The organism is Georgenia thermotolerans (assembly GCF_009193185.1).
GTDB classification, from domain to species: Bacteria; Actinomycetota; Actinomycetes; order Actinomycetales; family Actinomycetaceae; genus Georgenia; species Georgenia thermotolerans.
Genome location: NZ_VUKF01000007.1, coordinates 56,668 through 77,449, shown reverse-complemented (window position 1 = coordinate 77,449; position 20,782 = coordinate 56,668). Strand labels below are relative to the sequence as shown.

Here is a 20,782-nt window from a genome sequence, read left to right as displayed (position 1 = left end):
CATTCCTCGTATCGTCCGAAACTAATGTTTGAGTTCGAGCTCATTTAGCCGGAACTCCTACGACCGTGGTGAACCGCGGCACATCGCGAGTTACCACTGCGCCCGCACCGACAAATGCCCCCGCCCCCACCTGCAGCCCCTGGAGGACGACCGCGTGCGCTCCGACGGTGGCGCGGGGACCGATACGGCAGCTTCCGGAGATGGCGCTGAGCGGGTAGGCCGAGGCGTAGTCCGCCAGCACTGAGTCGTGACCGACCGTCGCGTTGACGTGGACGTGGACGTGACGTCCGAGGCTGATGTTGGTCGTCAGACGGGCACCCGCGCACACGATGCTGCCCGGCCCCGCCGTCACGGGAGAACCGAGCGTGGCGGCCGGGTGGACGAGCGTAGTGGCCTGGAAGCCGGCCGCGGAGAATTCCTGATCGATCGCTCGCCGCACACCGGCATCGGCGATCCCGACGACGTAGACCGCATCCTTCGCCCGCCGGAGCCAGTCGGCGCACGTGCCCAGATAGGCCACGCGCCGGTCGGCGAGAAGGTCAAGGTTCTCCGGGCGCGGCGCGTCGTCAAGCATGCCGAGCAGTTCGTACCGTTCGTCGCGCTCGGCGGCGTTGATCGCCTCGACGACGTCGATAACCTCACGCCCGAGGCCACCCATCCCCACGATGACGAGTGGTGTGGCGCTCATCGCCCGACCTCCGGGCGGGGCGATCCGATGAAGGGCGCCATGGTGACGTGTCCCTCCGCCGCGATGCCCTCCCGTCGCACGACCGTGCGGATCGTCGCCACGAGGATCCGGAGATCCAAGAGGAAGGACCGCCTCTCCACGTACTCCACGTCCAGCGCGAACCGTTCTTCCCAGGAGAGTGCGTTGCGCCCCGAGACCTGGGCATACCCCGTGACTCCCGGTCGCACCTCGTGCCGCCGCGCCTGCTCCGAGGTGTACAGCGGCAGGTACTGCGGCAGGAGCGGGCGGGGCCCGACCAGGCTCATGTCGCCTCTGAGCACATTCCACAGGCTGGGCAGCTCGTCGAGGCTCGTGGCACGGAGCTTCGCACCGAAGGGCGTCATTCGCTCCGCGTCGGAGACCATTCCCGCCGCGGGGTTCACGTCTCGCATCGTCCGGAACTTCACCAGTCGGAAGGGCTCGCCGTTCCGGCCCGAACGTTCCTGGCGGAAGAGCACCGGGCGGCCGAGGTTGCGAGCCACGGCGACGGCCACCGCCGCCTGCATCGGCGCCGTCAGGGCGAGGCCGAGACCGGCGACGACGAGGTCGCCCCCGCGCTTGACGAAGTCGTAGGGGCGGCGGCGCGCTCTCATGACCTCCGGCTCTCGACGAAGTCGGTGATGGCCGCGGCGATGCGCGCGAAGTCGTCATCGGTGAGCACGGAGCCGCTCGGGAGCGAGATGCCGCGCGCGAACAGGCGCTCGCTGGTGCCGTTGACGTAACTGCGCAGGGACGAGAACACCGGCTGCACGTGCATCGGCTTCCAGAGCGGACGAGCTTCGATGTTGAGGCGTGCCAGGTGGTGCTGCAGCCCCGCTGCCGACCAGCCTGCCGCTGTCTCGTCCACGAGCACCGAGGTCAGCCAGAAGTTGTCGTGATCCGCGCCGCCGTCGGCTCCGTCCGGGCCGCCGAAGATCTCGGTCCCATCGAGCCCTGCGAAGAGTGCTCGGTACTCCTGACGCCGGCGCCGACGGCGCTCGAGCATCCCCGGCAGACGCCTGAGCTGGACCCGCCCGAGGCCCGCGAGGAGGTTCGAGAGCCTGTAGTTGTAGCCGATGTCCTCGTGCTCGTAATGCACCACCGGCTGGCGCGCCTGCGTCGCGAGATACCGGGCTCGCGCGGCGAACGCTTCGTCGTCAGTCAGCAGCATGCCGCCGCCGGAGGTGGTCATGATCTTGTTGCCGTTGAACGAGATGGCAGCGGCCACGCCAAAGCTGCCTGCCGGGCGGCCTTCCTTCACCGCACCGAGCGACTCGGCGGCGTCCGAGAGCAACGGGATGTCGTACTCGCGCGCGAGCTCGGAGATGCGGCCGTAGTCCGCCACCTTGCCGAGCAGGTCAACTGGGAGGATGGCGGCGACGGTCGCGCCTCCGGCGAGCTGGTCCTCGAGGGCCGCCCCTAGCAGCGCCGGATCCATGTTGCCGCTTTCGTCGCAGTCGACGAACACTGGGGTCGCGCCCGTGTAGGTGATGGCGTTGGCGGTGGCCGCGAAGGTCATAGTCGAAGTGAGCACCACGGTGCCCTGCCTTGCCCCCACGCCCAGCAGGGCGAGGTGGAGCGCGGCAGTGCCGGAGGAGAGCGCCACGGCGTGCTCACGACCGGTGAACTCGGCGATCTCGCGCTCGAAGGCGTCAACCTCCGGCCCGAGGGGCGCGATCCAGCCCGACCGGAAGGCCGCAAGGATCCCGTCCTCCTCCGCCTCGGTGATGTCCGGGGCGGAGAGGTAGATGCGGTCGTTCACAGCATGGCTCCTTCGGCGCGGTAAGCCTCCAGGGCCGCAGGTTCGATGGGAGGCACTGAGACGTGCGAGATGAGCGGGTGGGCGGTCTTCACACCTTGCTCGGACCCGCCGAAGAGATCCTCGTGCATCTTCTCGCCGGGCCTTAGCCCGGTGAACACGATGTCGATCTCCTTCCCGGAGCGGGCGATCAGGCGCTTGGCGACGTCGAGAATCTTGACCGGTGTCCCCATGTCGAGGACCAGGACCTCCCCGGGGCCGCCGATGGCCCCTGCCTGGATGACGAGCTCGCACGCCTCCGGGATGGTCATGAAGTACCGGGTGACTTCGGGATGGGTCACAGTGACCGGTCCTCCGGCCTCGATCTGCGCGTTGAACGTGTGGAGCATCGATCCGCGCGAGCCGAGAACGTTGCCGAAGCGGACGGACATGTAGCTGCCCTCGACCCGTTCGGCCATCCACGCTGTCAGCTGCTCTGCGAGCCTCTTCGTCTGCCCCAGCACGCTCGTCGGGTCGGCTGCCTTGTCGGTGGAGATGTTGACGAACCTGCGCACGCCGTGATCGGCGGCGAGGCTGAGTACGTTGAGCGTGCCGAGAACGTTGGTCTTCCAGCCCTCCTGCGGATACTGCTCAAGCATCGGCAGGTGCTTGAGGGCGGCGGCATGGAAGACGATCTCCGGTCGGTGCTCCTCAAACACGGCGCGGAGCGCGTCGGCGTCGCGGATGTCGGCCAGGACCATGTCGCGCGTGTCGAGCAGGCCCTTGCCGTAGATCGAGAGCTGTACCGCGTGCAGCTCTGACTCGTCACGGTCGAGCAGGACGAGTTCCGCGGGGCCGAATTTGTACACCTGACGCGCCAGCTCGGAACCGATCGAACCGCCCGCGCCGGTGATGAGCACGCGCCGGCCGGCAAGGTAGTCGGCGATGGCGCCGAGGTCCGTCTCGACCTGCCTGCGTCCGAGAACGTCAGCGATGTCCGCCTTACGGACGTCTCCCAGGCGGAACTTGCGCCCAAACATCTCGTTGAGCGGGGGCAACACGAGGAACTCCAGGCCGGCCCCCTCGACGAGATCCTGCACCTCCCCAATGAACTCACCGGTCGCTGACGCGATGGCGAGGATGACCGTATCCGCATCCGCCGCGATGGCTGCCTCCGGGAGGCTCTCCTTGTTCCCGATCACCGGGACACCCATGAGTCGGAGGTTGCGCTTGCCCGGGTTGTCATCGATGAGGCCCACGATCCGGTACTGCGAGGCCCGGTCGGTGAGCATGAGGCGGAGCAACTGGTACCCGGCGTCGCCTGCTCCGTAGATGACAACGTTGCGGGTGGCCGGTTGACGCTCCCCCAGACCCCGCGCCCGCAGTAGCCGATAGACCCAGCGACCGCTGGCCATGGACATGAGCGCGATCGGCGGCGCGAGCAGGGCAACGCCGCGGGGCAGGTCGGTATGCAGGACCACGACGAAGGCCACGTAGGACACGAGCGCCACACAGACGGCGAGGAGCGCGAGTCCCAGCGCCTCATCGAACGTCCCCACGCGGTAGCGGCCGCGATACATCTTCGACGCGTACCCGACGACCACCTGGAGCGCCGCCGTCACCCCGACGAAGGTCAGCACCGAGGTCCACTGCACCTCGCTGATCGCAAAGTCGTAACGGGCGCCGGTCGCGAGAACGGCGGCGACCAGCCAGCACAGCACGTCCCAGGCCGCCAGTGCCGCTCGCCGAGTTGCGGGACGGAATATCACAACAATGTCTTCCTTCGGGAGCGCGAGAACGCAGATGTCGGCTCAGATTTCCGTCCGAGTGTATCCGGATCGCGTGGGGACGGAAGTGTGCGCCTGCTGTGCGATCGCCGACGGCGGCTAGCGTGCCAGTTCTGAGACGAGCGCATCCCGGAGCGCGGCAACGATGCGGGACACGCTGGGCTCGTCCCCGAAGAGGCGGGTGATGGTCTCCCGCTGCACCTGCTCGAGCGGATCGGGCGCACCGTCGAAGAAGTCCTCGGCCAGGCGCCGGGCGGAGGCCACGCCCGGGACCGTGTGCGCGCCCCGCATGACGATCTCTCCGATCTCGTTGAACGGCCGGTGCCCCGGGCGCTCGATGTGGATCAGGGGCTTGCCCATGAACTGGTACTCCACGAGCATGCTCAGGCCGTCGACGATCATGAGGTCCGATGCCGCGAGCACGGGCCCGTAGTCGCCCCCGGCGAGAACCGCAGTGTTCGGCAGGGCGTCCCACGCCGCCCGGAACTCGGCCGCCTGGTCGGGGGTCAGCGGCGACGCGGGATCATTGAGCACCGGCGGCAGCGCCGGGTGCTGCATGAACACGAAGTCGACGTCGGGTGCGCTCCTCGCCCACTCGAGCATGTCGTCCGCGACGAGGTGGAACACCCCGAAGTTCGTCCAGTCGTCGAGGATGGTGTGGTGGGCCGACCACACCACTCGGGCACGGGGCCGCCGGCCCTCGTGCACGATCGGCCACCTCGGCTCGACCGATCGCAGGTGATCGGCCTTGGGATGTCCGGTGACGACGAACTGCGCGCCCCCGCGCATGCCGTCACGCTCGGCCACCTGGCGGTTGAGCTCGCTCGCGCAGAACACCATCCAGGCCGCGCGATGGAACTCGGTGTCGACGGCGGAGTTGGTCACCCCGTCCATCGGCATGTTCTGGACGATGTTGATCGTCTCGTACGGCACCAGGCACAGCCGCGCGAACCGGAGGTTCTCGGTGGAGAAGGCCTCCGGGACGTCGGCGTCCCACTGCGACTGCCGGAAGATGATGTCGGGGTCGACGGCGCGCACGAGGCTGAGCCGGTCCCGGTCGTCGGCGAGGGTGATCCGGATGTGGGCGACGCCACGCTCCTCCAGCCCCGCGTGCACCGCCTCCTCCTGGCCCAGCTCAGCCATGCCCCTGAACCGGCGTGGGATCGATGCGACGACGACCTCGAAGTCCGCCTCCTCGCGCAGCGCGCGCACGAGCGCGTCGGAGCTGTCCCATGCCTCGATGTGGTGGACGAGGAAGAGCACGCGGATCCTGCGGCGGGTCAGCGGCGCCCGGCGGGCGGCGTAGTTGGCGGAATCGTTCACCCGCCGGATACCGGCGTCCAAGCGGGCCTCGAGAGCGGCACTGTGCTGCTGGATCAGGCCCTCGACGCTGCCCCGCACCTCACTGACGGCGTGGTGGAGGTCGCCGACCGACCCACGGACCGCCGCCACCTCCCGCTCGAGCTCACCGAACCGTCGGATGAAGCTGCGCACACGGGCAATCGGGGACCGGACCATAACCGCGGATGATACCGCCGTCGTCCGTCCGCCCCGCAAGGGCGTCCGATGGGGCCCTAGGGGCGTCCGAGCGCGCGGTAGGTCCACCCGGCACCACGCCAGGTCGCCGGGTCGAGCACGTTGCGGCCGTCGATGATCCGCTTGCCGGCGACGACCTCGCCGAAGGTGACCGGGTCGAGATCGCGGTACTCGCGCCACTCGGTGAGCAGCAGCACGACGTCCGCATCGGCGGCCGCCTCCTCGACGGTCGGCGAGAACACGAGGTCCGGCCAGGCCCGTTCGGCGTTGGGGATCGCCTGCGGGTCGGTGACCTTGACGTGCGCGCCCTGCAGCTGCATCTGCGCCGCGACGTTGAGCGCCGGGGAGTCGCGTACGTCGTCGGAGTCCGGCTTGAACGCGGCACCGAGGACGGCGACCTTCCGACCCACGATGGAGCCGCCGCACACCTCCCGGGCGAGGTCGACCATGCGCACGCGCCGCCGCATGTTGATGGAGTCCACCTCGCGCAGGAAGCTCAGGGCCTGGTCCACGCCGAGCTCCCCGGCACGGGCCATGAAGGCCCGGATGTCCTTGGGCAGGCAGCCCCCGCCGAAGCCGAGGCCGGCGTTGAGGAACTTCCGGCCGATGCGCGCGTCGTGACCGATCGCGTCCGCAAGCTGGGTGACATCGGCGCCGGTGGCCTCGCATAGCTCGGCCATGGCGTTGATGAAGGAGATCTTGGTCGCGAGGAAGGAGTTGGCGGCGACCTTGACCAGTTCGGCGGTGGTGTAGTCGGTAACCACCTTGGGCGTGTGCTCGGCGAGCGGGGCGGCGTACACCTCGTCGAGCAGCGCCTCCGCCCGGGCGCCGGCCTCGCTCCCGGCCCCGTCCGGGACGCCGTAGACGATGCGGTCGGGATGCAGCGTGTCTTTGACCGCGTACCCCTCCCGGAGGAACTCGGGGTTCCAGGCGACCATGGCGTCGGGCTGGGCGTGCCGGACCTGCTCGGCGATCCGGCGGGCGGTGCCCACCGGGACCGTCGACTTGCCGGCGACGAGGCTTCCCGGCGCGAGGAACGGCAGCAGGGAGGCGACGGCGGCGTCGACATACCGCAGGTCCGCCGCGTACTCGCCGCGCTTCTGCGGGGTCCCGACGCAGAGGAAGTGCACCTGTGCGTCCGTGGCGGCGCTCGGCTCGGTGGTGAAGATGAGGCGGCCGGTGGCCACCGCCTCGCGCAGCAGCTCGGGCAGGCCCGGCTCGTAGAACGGGGCCTCGCCCTCAGCAAGCGCCTGCGCCTTGCCAGGGTCCGTCTCGACGCCGACGACGTCGTGCCCCAGCTTCGCCATGGCGGCGGCGTGCACGGCGCCCAGGTACCCGCAGCCGATCACCGAGATGCGCATGGAATCCCCTTCCGGGCTGGGCGTGGCCAGCGTTGACAGTGTGCCGGAGAGACGCTCTCCCCGCGGGATGAATCAGCGCCGAACGTCCCCGGAATGCGTGGTGCACGTCCGGTGAAGGGATGCTCCGGTGCCGGCTAGAGCCACTTCTGGGGTCCTGCGCCCGCAGCGACCGGTGCCACGATGAGGCCCCTCGGTGCCAAAGGCGGTGGTCAGGGTGAAGATGCGCACCACCTTCGCGGGCATCGTGGCGCTGGGCCTGACCGGGGCCGCTGCCCTGCTCGGTCCGCCCGCCTCTGCGCAGGGCGGATCGGTGACTGGTCCGGGCGACACCTTCCACCTCAACGACTCCCCCACCGGTGCGGCCGTCACGGTGATTCGCTACGGGAACCTCGGCGACAACGTCTACGTGGGCGACTGGGACGGCGACGGCCGGGACACCCTGCTGGTCCGGCGCGGCGCCACATTCTTCGTGCGCAACTCCAACTCCACGGGCGCCGCCGACAGGACCTTCTCCTACGGTGATCCCGGCGACGTCGTCGTGGTCGGTGACTGGGACGGCGACGGGACGGACACGCTCGCCGTCCGCCGTGGCAACCGCTACCTCCTGCGCAACGCCAACACCACCGGGGCCGCCCAGCTCAGCTTTCAGTACGGCGACCCCCGTGACGTGACCGTGGTCGGCGACTGGGACGGCAACGGCACGGACACCCTCGCCGTCCGCCGCGGCAACCGCTACCTGCTCCGCAACACCAACACCACCGGCGCCGCCGATCGCGCGTTCTCCTACGGCGACCCGGGTGACCCGGTCCTGGTCGGCGACTGGGACGGCAACGGCACCGACACCCTCGCCGTCCGCCGCGGCAACCGCTACCTGCTCCGCGACACCAACACAACCGGCGCCGCCGGCCGCACCGTCGCCTACGGCAACCCCACCGACGCCGCGCTCGCGGGCGACTGGAACGCGGACGGGACCGACACCCTGGGCATCCGGCGCCCGCCGGCCCTGGGCGACCTCGGCAACCTGCTGGGCTCCGACCTGGAGCGGATCCCGACGTCGGTCCCGGTGGTGGCCCTCTCCTTCGACGCCGACTCGAACGACGCTGCGCTGAGCTCGATCCTCACGACGCTCGAGTCGCGGGGCGTGCGGGCCACGTTCTTCCTCACCGGCGACTTCACCCGCCGCTACCCCGCCGGGGCCGCCGCCATCGCGGCGGCCGGACACCGGCTCGGGAACCACTCCAACACCCACGCGCACTTCCCCACACTGAGGGAAGGACAGATCAGCCGGGACCTGGCCGCCGCGGAGACGTCGATCGTCGCGGTGACGGGCAGGCCGGCCAAGCCGCTGTTCCGGTTCCCATACGGCGACCGCACCGCGGCCAACGTGAATGCGGTCAATGCCACCGGGTACCTCGCTGTGAGGTGGACCGTCGACACGCTGGGCTGGGAAGGGACGGGCCGGGGCATCACCGCCGACGAGGTGCTGCGACGCACCCTGGAGGGGCAGCGACCGGGCGAGATCGTCCTCATGCACGTCGGGTCGAATCCCGACGACGGCACCACCCTCGATGCCGAGGCGCTCCCCCGGACGATCGACCAGCTGCGTGCAGGGTTCTCTCATAGGCACGTCTTTCGTGCAAGGGTGCGGGTGCAGGCGTGCCACGGGCGCCCCCCTGGTGGTGCCACGCTGCGCCTCGCACGTCGGAGCAGAGGATACAACCCCGTCCGATATTAGGGCATCGCCCAGAATGCGCAGGCCGGGGAGAGTTCGGCCGGGAGGGTGGTGCTGCGTCCGGCGTCGTCAACCCAGGAGGGAGTCCAGGCCGATGAACGCATACCCGCCGCGTGACGACCCAGAACATGAGAGAGCAGCAACGTCCCCCCGGACGTGACTCCGGTTTTCGCCGCGACATCCAGGCGCTCCGCGCCCTCGCCGTCATGCTCGTCGTGCTGAATCACCTCTGGCCCAACCGGCTCCCCGGGGGGTACGTCGGCGTCGACGTCTTCTTCGTCATCTCGGGTTTTCTCATCTCCAAGCACCTCGTCAAGGAGCTGCGACGCGACGGCCGCATCGGGCTGGCGGAGTTCTACGCCCGGCGAGTCCGGCGGCTGCTTCCCGCGGCGTTACTCGTCGCGGCAGTGTCGCTGGCGGGCGTCGCCGTCATCATGCGGGAGGCGATGTGGCCGCGGAACGCGACGGAGGTCGTCGCCAGCGCCCTGTACGTCGAGAACTGGTACCTCGCGGCCAAGGCCGTCGACTACTCGGCGCTGACGGACACCGCGAGCGTGGCCCAGCACTACTGGTCGTTGTCGGTCGAGGAGCAGTTCTACCTGCTGTGGCCGGTGCTCCTGCTGGCCTGCGTATGGGTCGCCCGCAAGAGGCGGCTTCGGTACGACATGGCCATCCTCGTCGGCGTCCTTCTCGTTTTCGTGGTCAGCCTGGTGTTCGGTGTGGCGTTCACTGTGACGTCGAAGGAGGCCGCCTACTTCGTGACGCCCGCCCGAGCCTGGGAGTTCGCGCTCGGCGCGCTGACGGGCCTGCTCGCGGGGCGCCTCCGCCTCGCACCGGCGTTCCGTGGCCTGCTCACCTGGGTGGGGCTCGCGCTGATCCTCCTGGCCTCGCTCGCGTTCGACCACGCAACGTTCTTCCCCGGCATTGCCGCCCTGCTGCCGACCCTGGGCACGGCCGCCGTCATCGCCGCCGGAGAGCGCCCGGCCCGTTACTCCCCCGCGCTCTTCATGAACCTTCGTCCCGTGCAGTTCCTGGGCGGCATCTCCTACTCGGTCTACCTCTGGCACTGGCCACTCGTCGTCCTGGCCCCGCACCTCCTCGACAGCACCCTCACCGCCCGGCACAAGCTGGTGCTTCTCGCCGCCACGATCGTCCTCGCCCACGCGTCGAAGACCTATGTCGAAGATCCCGGGATCCGGATGCGCTGGCCGGCGGCCGCGCCGCGGCGCACCTTCAGCCTCATGGCTGCGGCCATGGCCGTGCTTGTGGTGGCTGCGGCGGCGCAGATTCACGCCTACGGGGTCGCCGCAGACCGGGAGGTCGCCGCGCTCGCGGAACAGGCGGACGACCCCTGCTACGGCGCCTCGGCGCTGACGGCCCAGGGATGCGGCGACGCGTTCGGTCCCGCGGAGACCTCACCCGGCGACCCCGCCGAGACCCCCTGGTTCGCCCCGGACGGCTGTGTCAGCGAGGCCGGCGTGAGGGACTGCGACTTCACGGGCACGAACGCCGGCCCCACCGTGTGGCTGGTCGGTGACTCCCACGCCGAGCACTGGCAGGCCGCCCTGGTGGAGGTGGCCCGCGCACAGGGCTGGCACCTGAAGATGTCCCTGCGCGGCGGGTGCCCCCTGGTCGACGCCGAGACGGAGGAGTACGCCGGCCGGACGCTCCCGCCCGACGAACGCAACGCCTGCCGGGAGTGGGGCCGGCAGACCGCGGACCGGGTGGTCGCGAAACAACCGGCCATGGTCTTCACCTCCATGTTCTCCCAGCACGAGATCCTCGACGACGGCACCGGGCGCTCCCAGCAGGACCAGTACCGCGACGCCGCCGGCACGTACCTGCGGCGATGGGCGGACGCGGGGGCGCAGGTCTACGTCATCCGCGACACCCCGCTGACCGCCGGCCCGACCACCGTGCAGTGCGCCGCGGTCAACGAGGAGGATCCGGTCGACTGCGCCATCCCCCGCGCAGCCGCCATCCAGGAGGACTACGTCGCGCTGGCCGCCGAGGCCGTGGGCCACGACTCTGTGAGGGTGCTGGACCTCACGGACCAGTTCTGCGACAACACTCGCTGCTACACGGCCGTGGGTGGACTGTCGGTCTTCTACGACGAGAACCACATCGCGCGGAGCTACGCGCGCTCGGTGGCCCCCGCCTTCCTCCTCGCATACCGGGGCCGAGAGTAGCCGCGTCGCGTACCGGAGCCGACAGGGGGCATCCCGCCGGGACCGCTCAGGGCCCCTTCCGTACAACACCTTCATCCCGAGCGCCGGCGAAGATCGAGTCCGCGACGCGGTAGACCGTCACCGTCCCGGACCGGAAGACCTCCTCGAGCGAACGGACGTGATCCAGCCCGTCGAGCCCGGGCGCGGTGGAGTAGAGGCCGCCGGGTAGCCACTGCTGAGAGAATGGCGCACCGATCAGCGGCGCCTCCTCGTCCACGTAGACCCACCGGATGTCGTGCTCACGGACCAGTCGGCGGATCTCGGCGTCGGTGTCGATCCTGTTGAAGCGCGTCAGAAGCGCCAGCGAGTCGGGGCCATTCGGGAGGGTCTGGACATTGACCACCGGCACGCCGTCGTAGACGTACAGATAGGTCGACCCGTCGTTGCCGTTGTTCATCACCTCCTCCCCGCGCCGGACGTGGTTCTCCAGGTAGGCGAATGCCGCCCGGTCGTCGGGGCCCACGCGCACGAACTGCGGATACCGGTACCGCTCCTGCAGGGCCCGCGCGTTGACCGGCGCGTAGTGCAGGCCAACGACGGCGACGACGGCGACCGCCACGGCGAGCGCAGCCGCGTCCCACGTCGCCCGCTGCCGGCGTGCGAGCAGGACCGGGGCGAGCCGGGCGAGCACGCTCATGCCGCCCACCGCGGCCGTGACGGCGAGGACGCCGACGAGGAGCCACTGGTAGGGCGCATACAGCCCGGAGATGCGGATGAAGCTGTTGTAGAAGAGCCCGGCCGCCGCGCGGACCGCGGGGCCACCGGCGCCGACGGCGAACAGGACGAAGAACACCGTCCACACCGCCCAGGCCAGCACCAGCCCGAGCGCCCGTTGCACCGTCACGGCGCACACCAGCCCCAGGGCGACGAGCACGGCGAGCAGCACCTGGTGCCGGTGCCAGCCAGGATCGAGAAATCCGCCGTAGGGCATCTTGGACGCGAGCGCCAGCGCCCCGGCCAGCGTGGAGGTGGGCACGTCGCTGGGGAACTGGCCAGGGGTGGCGGCGGCTCGGGAGGCGACGACCAGCGCCGGGACCGCGCACGCGCCCGCCACCAGCCCGGCCCCCCCGACGGACCAGAGCCACCGCCCGACCTGCTCCCTGCGCGGTCGCCGCGCGAGGGCGTCCCCGACCACCCAGGCGAGGACCCCGCCGGCGATGGCCAGGACGGCCGAGGGGTAGATGGAGAAGGCCCCGGCCATCAGCAGGACGTTGCCCGGAAGCTCCCGGGCCGGCCTGCGCCCGGCCGCCACGAGCACGGCAACCGCGCCGGGGACCAGGGCGAGGGCCGCGGCGTTGCTGAGCACCCCACCGTCGTGCATCATCGCGTACACGGGCCGGTAGGCGAGCGCCGCCGCCATGGCCGCCGCACCGCCGGCGACCGGTCCGGCCCCCCGCCACCGCAGCAGCGACCCCAGCGCGAGCATGCCCATGGGCAGGACGACGGCGAAGAGCGCGACCGTGACGGCGTTGAGGGCGGTGACGGGATCGAGTCCCAGCTGCGCCGGCAGCGCCGCGAGCTTGTGCAGACCAGCCGGGTAGAACCGGTCCGGGGTGCCGGTGACCAGGTCCGCGGGCCACTCCTGCCCGGGCGCCGCATCACCGGTGCGAGCGATGTAGGCGGTGATGAGGGTGTGCGTGACGGTGTCGTGCTCCTGTGGGACGACCGCCAGCCGGCCAAGTCCCGCCGCCCAGGTCCAGAGGGCGACGCCCATGGCCGTCGCGGTGGCAACACCCGCGACGATCATGGACGCCGCCGGCACCGGCACCGGGCCGAACGGGGCCGCGTCCAGCCCGGCGAGCGCGGGAGACGTGCGGCCTCGTCGCCGCCACGTCGGGCTTGTCCGGCGCAGCCCGAGCGCTCCGGCGGCCACCAGCACGGTGAGGGCGAGAACGGTGCCAGGGCTGTATCGGACCCCCGCCACGCCGGTGAGGACTCCGGTCAGGTACGCCAGGCCGGCGGTGACGAGCGGCGCCGCGGCCATGGACATCGGGCCGAGGCTGCGCGGCCCCAGCGCCGCGCGGAGGACAAGGAGACCCGGGAGAAGAAGTAGCGCCGTCGCCCCCGCGATGAGCGCCAGGTCGTGCGCCGTCCACCCCAGCATCGATGTCCTCGCCGTTCAGACGGCGTGACGGCGGAATGTGTCCTCCCACGCCTCGAAGGACGCGAGGCGGGGTGCGGCGTCCTGGTAGGACCGCCGCAGGCGGGGCCACTCGGTGAGGAGGCGGCGGTGGAGGCCCATCGCCTCGGCGAGCATGGCACGGAGCTGCCGGGGGTCCCTGCGGTACCAGGACGCGGCGGTGCCCTCGGCGTTGGAGACGATCGCGCTGTCGTACTGGGCCAGCCGCCACCACCGCGCGTCCTGGTGCGCGATGAACGTCTGGGGCCGCTCCGCCGCGCCCTCCGCCACCGGTCGCAGGGTCTGCCGGAGCACCGTCTTGGCCGCCCAGGGCGCGAGCGCGATGCGGGCCGGCTGGTGCACGCCTCGGCCCTTGTTCCGCGGCTTGTGGCGCTGCGGCGCCGGGAAGGCGTCCAGGTCGGGCCTGAACTGTGCGTCGCTGTACTCGGTGGCCAGCGACCGGATCTCCGCCAGGCGCGTGCCGAGGAGTTCGTGGAGGCGGTCCGGACCCGCGAGCACGTCCCGCAAGGCGGTGAGGCGGCCCTGCTCGGAGTAGTACTGCATGGAGATGAGGTGCTTGACGTCCATGTAGCTCGACTCGCGGAGGACGCGTCCGCCGCGGTCGTACAGCGAGTGCAGCAGCGTGGCGATCACCCGGTTGCGCTCGTGGAAGTAGGCCTGCCACCCGACGAGGTCGTCCTTGTCGCCCCAGGCGATGTGCCACAGGCCGGCGCCGGGCAGCGAGACGGTGGGATACCCCGCCTTGGCCGCCCGCAGGGAGTACTCGGCGTCGTCCCACTTGATGAAGAGCGGCAGGGACAGCCCGATCTCACGGATCACCTCGGTAGGGATGAGGGTCATCCACCAGCCGTTGTAGTCGACGTCCGCGCGCCGGTGGAGCCAGGGCGTGGTGCGCAGGTTGGACCGGGCGAAGTCGTGCCCGAGCTCCATGTCCTCGTGGGCGGGGCGGGGCTGGAAGCGCCACGGGTCTACGGTCTCCCCGAAGGTGTGCAGCACCGTGCGGTTGTACATGTCGAACATGTGGCCGCCGACCAGGGTGGGGCGCCGCGCGAAGTCGGCGAAGGCCACGAGGCGGGTGAGGCTTTCGGGCTCGAGGACTATGTCGTCGTCGAGCAGGATGACGTAGTCGCTCCGGCCCGCCCGGACCGCCTCGTACATCCCCCGGGAGAAGCCGCCCGAGCCGCCGATGTTGCCCTGTCGGACGATCCGGAGACGGTCCCCCAGGCGGGCGGCGACCTCCGGATACCCCTCCTCGTCGGCGACGTTCTGGGTGCCCTGGTCGATGACGAGCAAGTCGTCGAGGATCTCGCGGACCGTGTCCGCGCCGCACACCGTCTCGATGGTGCGCAGGCAGTAGTCGGGCCGGTTGAACGTGGTGATAGCGATGGAGGCCCGCCCGCGCTTCCCGCCCGCGTCGGGCACGGCCCAGTGCGCACCCTCCAGCAGGGCTCCCTCGACTCCCCCGACGATGTCGAACCAGTACCAGCCGCCGTCCCCGAAGGGGGTGAGCGGAAGGTCGAAGACGTGCGGCGTCCGTCCTTCGAAGGCCAGGGACTCGACGCGCTGCTGAGCGCCCTTGGCGTTGGACCGGTACACGATCAGCGTGCCGTTGCCCGAGACCGTCACCTCAAGGCGGACGGACCCCACGGTGGTCCACCGCCGCCAGTAGCTGGCGGGGAAGGCGTTGAAGTAGGTGGCGAAGGACATGCGCGAGCCGGGCCGGACGACGGTCGAGAACCGCCCGCGGAAGTCCGAGGACTGAACCGTCTCTCCCGTGACGGCCGGCCCCGCCGTGCCTTGCGCCCGCGCGGCATCGGTGCGCGGGTCCACCGAGGTCGTACCGGCGTCCACGTACAGCGGGATGCTGTCGGAGTCGGCCTCGAGGGGCAGGATCACTCGCTGGACGACCCGGTAGGGGCTCCGGCGGGACGCAGCCTGAGAGATCTTGTCGGTGGCGGTAGTGCTCATTCGTCGACTCCCCACGGGTGAGGTGCGCATCGTGACGGGCATGCGTGATGTGGCGACGCTTTCGGTGAGCGTAACGGCAACACCTGTGGACCACTTGTCGACCGACACCGTCACCGCCCGACGGACAGCGGCGACGCGGGCGGTCTACCAGCCCGTGGCGGCGAGCAACCGCTCTTCAAGGTCTTGCCGCAGCGTGGCGGCATAGCTTCTAGACAGATGGTTGTCATCCATGAACACATAGAGGTTGCCGATGACCGGCGGGCACAGACCGTCCGGGCACAGGCGGTCGGTGAGGTCCAGCAGGTACAGGCCCTCGGCGCCGACCAACCGCTGCATCGGGCTGGTGGCGGGGAGGGCCTGGTCTCGGCGGACCGTGCACTGGGAAGCGTCGGGCCCGTTCCTCTCGACGCAGGCGTACATGTCGAAGGCGAAGCGCGGGTTGTCCCGCACCCCGATGACGTCGATCCCGGCCGCCGTCATCTCTGCGACCATCTGCTCATAGCCGGCGACGAGCTCCTCGTTGGGCCCGTCCGCCGAGGCCGCCGTCGCAACGGTGAAGATCGCATCCGGTCGGAGCTCGAGCGCATAACCCCATGCACGTTGGAGCCAGTCGTCGCAGAGTGGGTTGAACCCCTCAGTCGTGGGCGCTCCGAAGGCGCAGCCTCCCTTGAGCAGCGCGACCAGCTGCCAGTTGCGCTCCTTCGCGAGGGGTGAGAGCGCCGCCATCCACTGCTGCGCGTGTGAGTCCCCGACGACGAGAATGGTCCGTTCCGGAGCAGGAAGGGTCTCGTTCTGGCTGCATGTCGCGGAGATCTCTGCGTCGGCGATCGCGAAGACGCCAGTGCAACCGTGGTCCAGACTGACCCACTGGTCATCGAGCTCGGTGGGGAGCGGCAAGGTCAGAGCGTCCGGGGCCCCGGCAAAGCGAAAGCCGGGCTGGAGCGCGAGGGCACCAGGGTTGTCGGCCGGTGCGGCGGCCGCGGCGCCGGCGGCACGGCGATCGAGATTCACCTGCCACGCAGCGGCAGGGGCGGCCACAGCGGCGACACATGCGGTGACCACCACGCCCATGCGCCAGGCGTGCGCCTCCGTCCACGCCGCGCGCCGCAGTGGAGCCTCGATAAGGCCGGTAATGAGGTGGGCAGCAACGATCGAGGCGACGATGATCACGATCCCGGCCGCCGGTCCGGCGGCCGGTCGCCCCACTGCCGAGAGGTAGACCGTGAGTACCGGCCAGTGCACCAGATAGAGGGCGTAGGAGATGCCGCCCATTCCCACCAAGGCGCGAGAACTGAGCAGTCGATCGACTCCGAGCCGGGACCCACTCTGTCCAGCGGCGATGACCAGGCCGGCGGAGATGAGGGGCCACAGCGCCACATATCCGGGAAAGGATTGCCCCACCGGCAGCAGGACGCCGCAGGCAAGCATGCCCGCCACCCCCGTCCAACCCATGACAACGCGGAGTGGGCGTGCGAGGCGGAGGTGAGGCAGGGCGAGGGCGAGCAGCGAACCCGCGGCGAACTCCCACAACCGCGCGCGGGTGTCGAAATAGGCGAAGGTCTGGTTGGTCGTCGTCTGATGAACAGAGAATGCGAGCGAGCCGACGAATATCGCACCGAACGCGAGCCACAGGATCGTTCGATAACGCCACCCGATGCGGCGTGCGATCCAGGCACCGGCCGCGAAGATCACCGGCCACACGATGAAGACCTGACCCTGGATCGACAACGACCAGAAGTGCTGCAGCGGGCTGGCCAAGGAGTCGTCGCGCGCGTAGTAGTCCACGGACGTCGCGGCGAGGAGCCAGTTCTGGACGTAGAGCAGCGAGGCCCACGCCTGCTCAAGGATCGACGTCCAGCGCGAGCTCGGCACAACGGCCCACACGGCGACGAGCGTGCCGAGGATCGTGGCAGCCGATGCCGGTAGCAGCCGCTTGAAGCGGTGCAGCCAGTGCCGGGTTAGCGCGAGCGGTCGGTCCGCCTCGACCTTGCGGACGAAGGAGAGCGTGAGCAGGAATGCCGAGATCATCAAGAAGATGTCGACGCCCCCGGAGACCCGGTCGAGGAAGACGTGGTAGACCACGACCATCAGCACGGCGAGCGACCGCAGGCCCTGGATCTCCGGCCGGAAGTTCGCGGCGCTGCGAGCCTCCGCCGCCGTGAATTGGCGGCCCCGGCTGCGGCGTCGGGCGTGGCGCGGCGCGAGATGCCTGACTTTCAACCCCCGTGCGGAGGACTCCGCGGCGCGCTCGGTCGTGATGATCGAGCTTCTAGACACGCCCGGAGTCTAAAGCGGCGAATTACCGGACAGGCCTCGTTCCTCAAGTTGCGCGCGGCGACGCCGACGGTCAGCGTCCGCGACAGTTGTGGCGGTCGACCACTTCCACGGTCTCGAGGCGGAAGGATCGCAACAGCGCGCATCGACAGCTCGTCGACGATCGGGGCGGCCGAACGCCGGTGCGCCAGTTGGCGGGCCGCACCGATCCCGCACACCGGCTTCGATCGGGACGTCCCGCGAATGGAACCTCCACATGATCTCCACGCCTCGTGTGTCTCTCCAACGGGTGCCTAACGAGAAGGCCCATAGGATTCCTGATGTGACGAAGGCGTCAAGGCCAGTGCCGAATGCCGTCGGCCCGGCGACGCCGTCCGGGCCGCCGCTTCGACATGCCCGCCCCGAGCGGCGCCATCCGCTGCTGAGCCGGCTCGGGCTGGCGGCCCTCGCCCTCGTCCTGGGCCTCGTCGGCGCGGGCGCGCTGGCCTACCGCCACATGCAGGGCAACGTCCAGCGGCACGACATCACCAGCCTCCTGGGGGGTGACCGGCCGGGCGGCGCGGCGGCGGCCCCCATCGACCCGAAGGCCGGCCAGGCGCTGACCTTCCTCGTCCTCGGCTCGGACTCGCGGGCCGGCGGGAACAACGACAACTCCGGGATCACCGGCATGCGGGCCGACACGACGATGCTCGTGCACGTCGCGGCGGACCGCTCCCGCCTGGAGGTCGTCTCCATCCCCCGCGACACCTTGGTCGACATCCCGTCCTGCACGTTGCCGGGCGGCCGACAGACCCGGGCCGAGACCGGCGCGATGATCAACTCCGCGTTCTCCATCGGCGGGCAGACGGGCGACGTCGGCGCGGCCGCCGCCTGCTCCATCCGCACGGTGGAGAAGCTCACCGGCGTGCGCGTCGACGACTTCGTCGTCGTGGACTTCGCCGGGTTCACCCGCGTCGTCGACGCCCTGGGCGGGGTGCCGATGGACGTGCCGCAGCCGATCGACGACAAGCGCGCCGACGTCAAGCTGGCGGCCGGCTGCCAGGTGCTGAACGGCCACGACGCGCTGGGGTTCGCCCGCGTGCGCAAGTCCCTGGGCGACGGGTCCGACATCTCCCGGATCGGGCGCCAGCAGGAACTGGTCGCGGCGATCGCGCGCGAGGCGCTGGGCAAGAACCTGCTCACGGACCTCCCCTCGCTCTACCGCTTCCTCGACGCGACTACCAAGACGCTCGTGACCGGGCCGGAGATCGGGCAGCTCTCCACCATGGCCGGCCTGGCCAACTCCCTGCGCCGCATCGCCCCGGAGAACATCGTCTTCACCACCATGCCGTTCGAGTGGGCCGGCCCGCGGGTGCGGCCCGCGCCGGCGGCCGGCGAGGTGTGGGACGCGCTGCGCGCCGACAAGCCGGTCCCCGGCACGGTCACCGCCGGGGGCACGGCGCCGGCTACGGCAGCGCCGGGGGGTGGCGCGGGCGCCTCGGCCACCCCCGCGGCGCCGAAGGCGGCGGGCCCGAGCGAGAGTGCCAGGGGTCTGCAGGGCACCCCGGCACCGGTGTGCCGCAAGTAGCCGGAGCGCGGCCCCGTCCCGCACCGGTCGCCGGCCCCGGGGGCGGGCACCACCGCGGCGTTCCGGGAGCCCGACGACCGGCAAGGTGGTTCGCTGAGCCCATGAGCCAGGCCACCCATCACGTGAACGACGTCGAGGTCATCCGTCGACTGCTCACCACCCCGGGCCGGTGGGCGGTCGTCGGGCTCTCGCAGAACACCGCCCGCACCGCCTTCGGCGTGGCGCGTTACATCCAGCGCGACCTCGGGATGGAGATCATCCCGGTGCACCCGCGCGCGGAGGCGGTGCACGGGGCGACCGCCTACCGCGCCCTGGCGGACGTGCCGGGCCGGATCGACGTCATTGACGTCTTCGTCCGCTCCGAGCTGGCCGGCGCGATCGTCGACCAGGCCATCGCCATCGGCGCCGGGGCAGTGTGGCTCCAGCTCGGCGTGGTGGACGAGGCGGCCGCCGCCCGGGCAGCCGCGGCCGGCCTGGACGTCGTCATGGACACCTGCCCGGCCATCGAGGCGCCCCGGCTCGGGATCGCCTGAGCTACGGCGTCACACCGCCGGGCGGGAGGTCACGCCGCCGGGCGAGAGGTCACCCCGCGCGGCACCAGGGCAGTGCGCCGCTCCGGCACCTCCACCGGACGTCGCAGCCGCCGCAGTCCCGCGTCGATGCTGCGGCGCATCGGCGGCCCGACGCGCTTCTCGACCTGGTACAGGCCCCAGGCCAGGGCCAGGGCGAGGCCGATCGCCGCCGCGAGGACCACCCAGCGGTTGGCATGCGGGGCGAGCTGGGCGATAGCCCACCAGCCCCAGTACTCGTGGATGAGGTAGAGCGGGTAGGTCAGCGCCCCCAGGGGCACCAGCCACGACCAGCGCAGGTGCTGGACGCGGGTGAGGGCGACGAGCGCGACGGCGGCGAAGCAGCCCACAGTGGCGAGCCCGAGGACCCACGGGTTCGGGGTGAAGACGGTGTTGGCCGTCAGCGCGTGCATCTGCCAGGGCACGTTGTTGCGCAGCGCCAGCGCCACGTTGAGCGCGAGCAGCAGCCAGGGCGCCTTGGCGTGGCCGTCCCGGTCCAGCAGGTAGAGCAGCATGCCGCCGGCGAAGTACGGGGCGTACTTGTCCAGCAGCACCGTCGCGACGGCGTTGGGGCCGCCCAGCTCGAGCACGACCTGGGCGGCCACCGGCCACAGCGCGCAGAACCAGAGGAGCCGGCGCCGGGTGATGCCCCAGGCGACGAGCGCGATCATGAGCAGGTAGAACCGGAGCTCGACCCAGAGGGTCCAGTACACCCCGTCGACGTGGCGGACCTCGAAGAGGGACTGGAGCATCGTGAGGTTGACGAGCGCCTCGGTCACGGTGATGTCCTTGCCGCCCGGCCAGATCCACAGCAGCAGCACCGACGTCGCGATGACCGCGATCCAATAGCCCGGGTACAGCCGCGCCACCCGCGAGGCGACGACGTGCGGCACGTCGCGCCCCCACGCCGTCATGAGGATGACGAAGCCGGAGATGACGAAGAACAGCTCCGGGCCCAGCGAGAAGTACATGCTGACGTGGCCCAGCCCCGGGAAGACGTGGCCCGGCTCGTCGCCCCACACCTGGGACCAGCGCGCGGTGAAGTGATACAGCACCACCCCGGCGGCGGCCAGGAAGCGGAGCCCGTCGAGGGCGTACAGGCGCGGGCGGGAACGCGCCGACGTCGCGGCCGCCGACTCTGGGACTGCAGGGCTCAGGACGGTCACCACCCTGGCC

14 protein-coding genes are annotated in these 20,782 nt (G+C 70.7%); 4 read left to right on the top strand and 10 right to left on the bottom strand.

The genetic code is table 11. The features are described 5' to 3' along the window. Positions 1 to 40: 40 nt before the first annotated feature. From GD970_RS04960 to GD970_RS04935, 6 genes are all read right to left on the bottom strand, one after another. Positions 41 to 688, bottom strand: a complete 648-nt coding sequence (locus tag GD970_RS04960) for a NeuD/PglB/VioB family sugar acetyltransferase (RefSeq protein ID WP_152201529.1) — start codon at positions 686 to 688, stop codon at positions 41 to 43. After that, on the bottom strand, positions 685 to 1,320 hold the full coding sequence (locus tag GD970_RS04955) for a sugar transferase (protein WP_152201527.1): 636 nt from the start codon (positions 1,318 to 1,320) through the stop codon (positions 685 to 687). The genes GD970_RS04960 and GD970_RS04955 overlap by 4 nt, the downstream gene beginning before the upstream one ends. Continuing rightward, positions 1,317 to 2,468 (bottom strand): DegT/DnrJ/EryC1/StrS family aminotransferase, encoded by a 1,152-nt coding sequence (locus GD970_RS04950; protein WP_152201524.1) that lies wholly within the window; start codon positions 2,466 to 2,468, stop codon positions 1,317 to 1,319. Before GD970_RS04950 ends, GD970_RS04955 begins: the two co-directional genes overlap by 4 nt. Beyond that, positions 2,465 to 4,213 carry a polysaccharide biosynthesis protein gene (locus GD970_RS04945; RefSeq protein ID WP_152201522.1) on the bottom strand — a complete coding sequence of 583 codons (1,749 nt, stop codon included), beginning with the start codon at positions 4,211 to 4,213 and terminating at the stop codon, positions 2,465 to 2,467. Before GD970_RS04945 ends, GD970_RS04950 begins: the two co-directional genes overlap by 4 nt. Before the next feature lie 117 nt (positions 4,214 to 4,330). Continuing rightward, positions 4,331 to 5,749, bottom strand: a complete 1,419-nt coding sequence (locus GD970_RS04940) for a hypothetical protein (RefSeq protein WP_226925170.1) — start codon at positions 5,747 to 5,749, stop codon at positions 4,331 to 4,333. Between the two features lie 56 nt (positions 5,750 to 5,805). Further along, positions 5,806 to 7,128 carry a UDP-glucose dehydrogenase family protein gene (locus GD970_RS04935; RefSeq protein ID WP_152201517.1) on the bottom strand — a complete coding sequence of 441 codons (1,323 nt, stop codon included), beginning with the start codon at positions 7,126 to 7,128 and terminating at the stop codon, positions 5,806 to 5,808. 220 nt (positions 7,129 to 7,348) lie between these two features. Between GD970_RS04935 and GD970_RS04930 the strand changes: the two genes are divergently transcribed. Next, complete coding sequence (locus GD970_RS04930; protein WP_152201515.1) at positions 7,349 to 8,863, top strand: polysaccharide deacetylase family protein; 1,515 nt, start codon at positions 7,349 to 7,351, stop codon at positions 8,861 to 8,863. A gap of 110 nt (positions 8,864 to 8,973) precedes the next feature. Next, complete coding sequence (locus GD970_RS04925) at positions 8,974 to 11,049, top strand: acyltransferase family protein (protein WP_152201512.1); 2,076 nt, start codon at positions 8,974 to 8,976, stop codon at positions 11,047 to 11,049. A gap of 46 nt (positions 11,050 to 11,095) precedes the next feature. On the opposite strand, the gene GD970_RS04920 is transcribed toward GD970_RS04925, so the two are convergent. From GD970_RS04920 to GD970_RS04910, 3 genes are all read right to left on the bottom strand, one after another. Beyond that, positions 11,096 to 13,192, bottom strand: coding sequence for a DUF6541 family protein (locus GD970_RS04920; protein ID WP_152201510.1), 2,097 nt, complete (start codon positions 13,190 to 13,192; stop codon positions 11,096 to 11,098). Between the two features lie 15 nt (positions 13,193 to 13,207). Next, on the bottom strand, positions 13,208 to 15,196 hold the full coding sequence (locus tag GD970_RS04915; protein WP_226925169.1) for a glycosyltransferase: 1,989 nt from the start codon (positions 15,194 to 15,196) through the stop codon (positions 13,208 to 13,210). Between the two features lie 144 nt (positions 15,197 to 15,340). Further along, a complete protein-coding gene (locus GD970_RS04910) occupies positions 15,341 to 17,473 on the bottom strand; it encodes an acyltransferase family protein (RefSeq protein WP_226925168.1) in 2,133 nt (710 codons plus the stop codon). 319 nt (positions 17,474 to 17,792) lie between these two features. Between GD970_RS04910 and GD970_RS04905 the strand changes: the two genes are divergently transcribed. Both GD970_RS04905 and GD970_RS04900 read left to right on the top strand, forming a co-directional pair. Next, positions 17,793 to 19,037 carry an LCP family protein gene (locus GD970_RS04905; protein ID WP_170297212.1) on the top strand — a complete coding sequence of 415 codons (1,245 nt, stop codon included), beginning with the start codon at positions 17,793 to 17,795 and terminating at the stop codon, positions 19,035 to 19,037. A 101-nt stretch (positions 19,038 to 19,138) separates the two neighbouring features. Next, positions 19,139 to 19,570, top strand: coding sequence for a CoA-binding protein (locus GD970_RS04900; protein ID WP_152201502.1), 432 nt, complete (start codon positions 19,139 to 19,141; stop codon positions 19,568 to 19,570). A 29-nt stretch (positions 19,571 to 19,599) separates the two neighbouring features. Here GD970_RS04900 and GD970_RS04895 read toward each other — a convergent pair whose 3' ends face one another. Next, positions 19,600 to 20,775: an acyltransferase family protein gene (locus tag GD970_RS04895; protein WP_170297213.1), complete on the bottom strand. Its 1,176-nt coding sequence runs from the start codon at positions 20,773 to 20,775 to the stop codon at positions 19,600 to 19,602. Between the last annotated feature and the right edge of the window lie 7 nt (positions 20,776 to 20,782).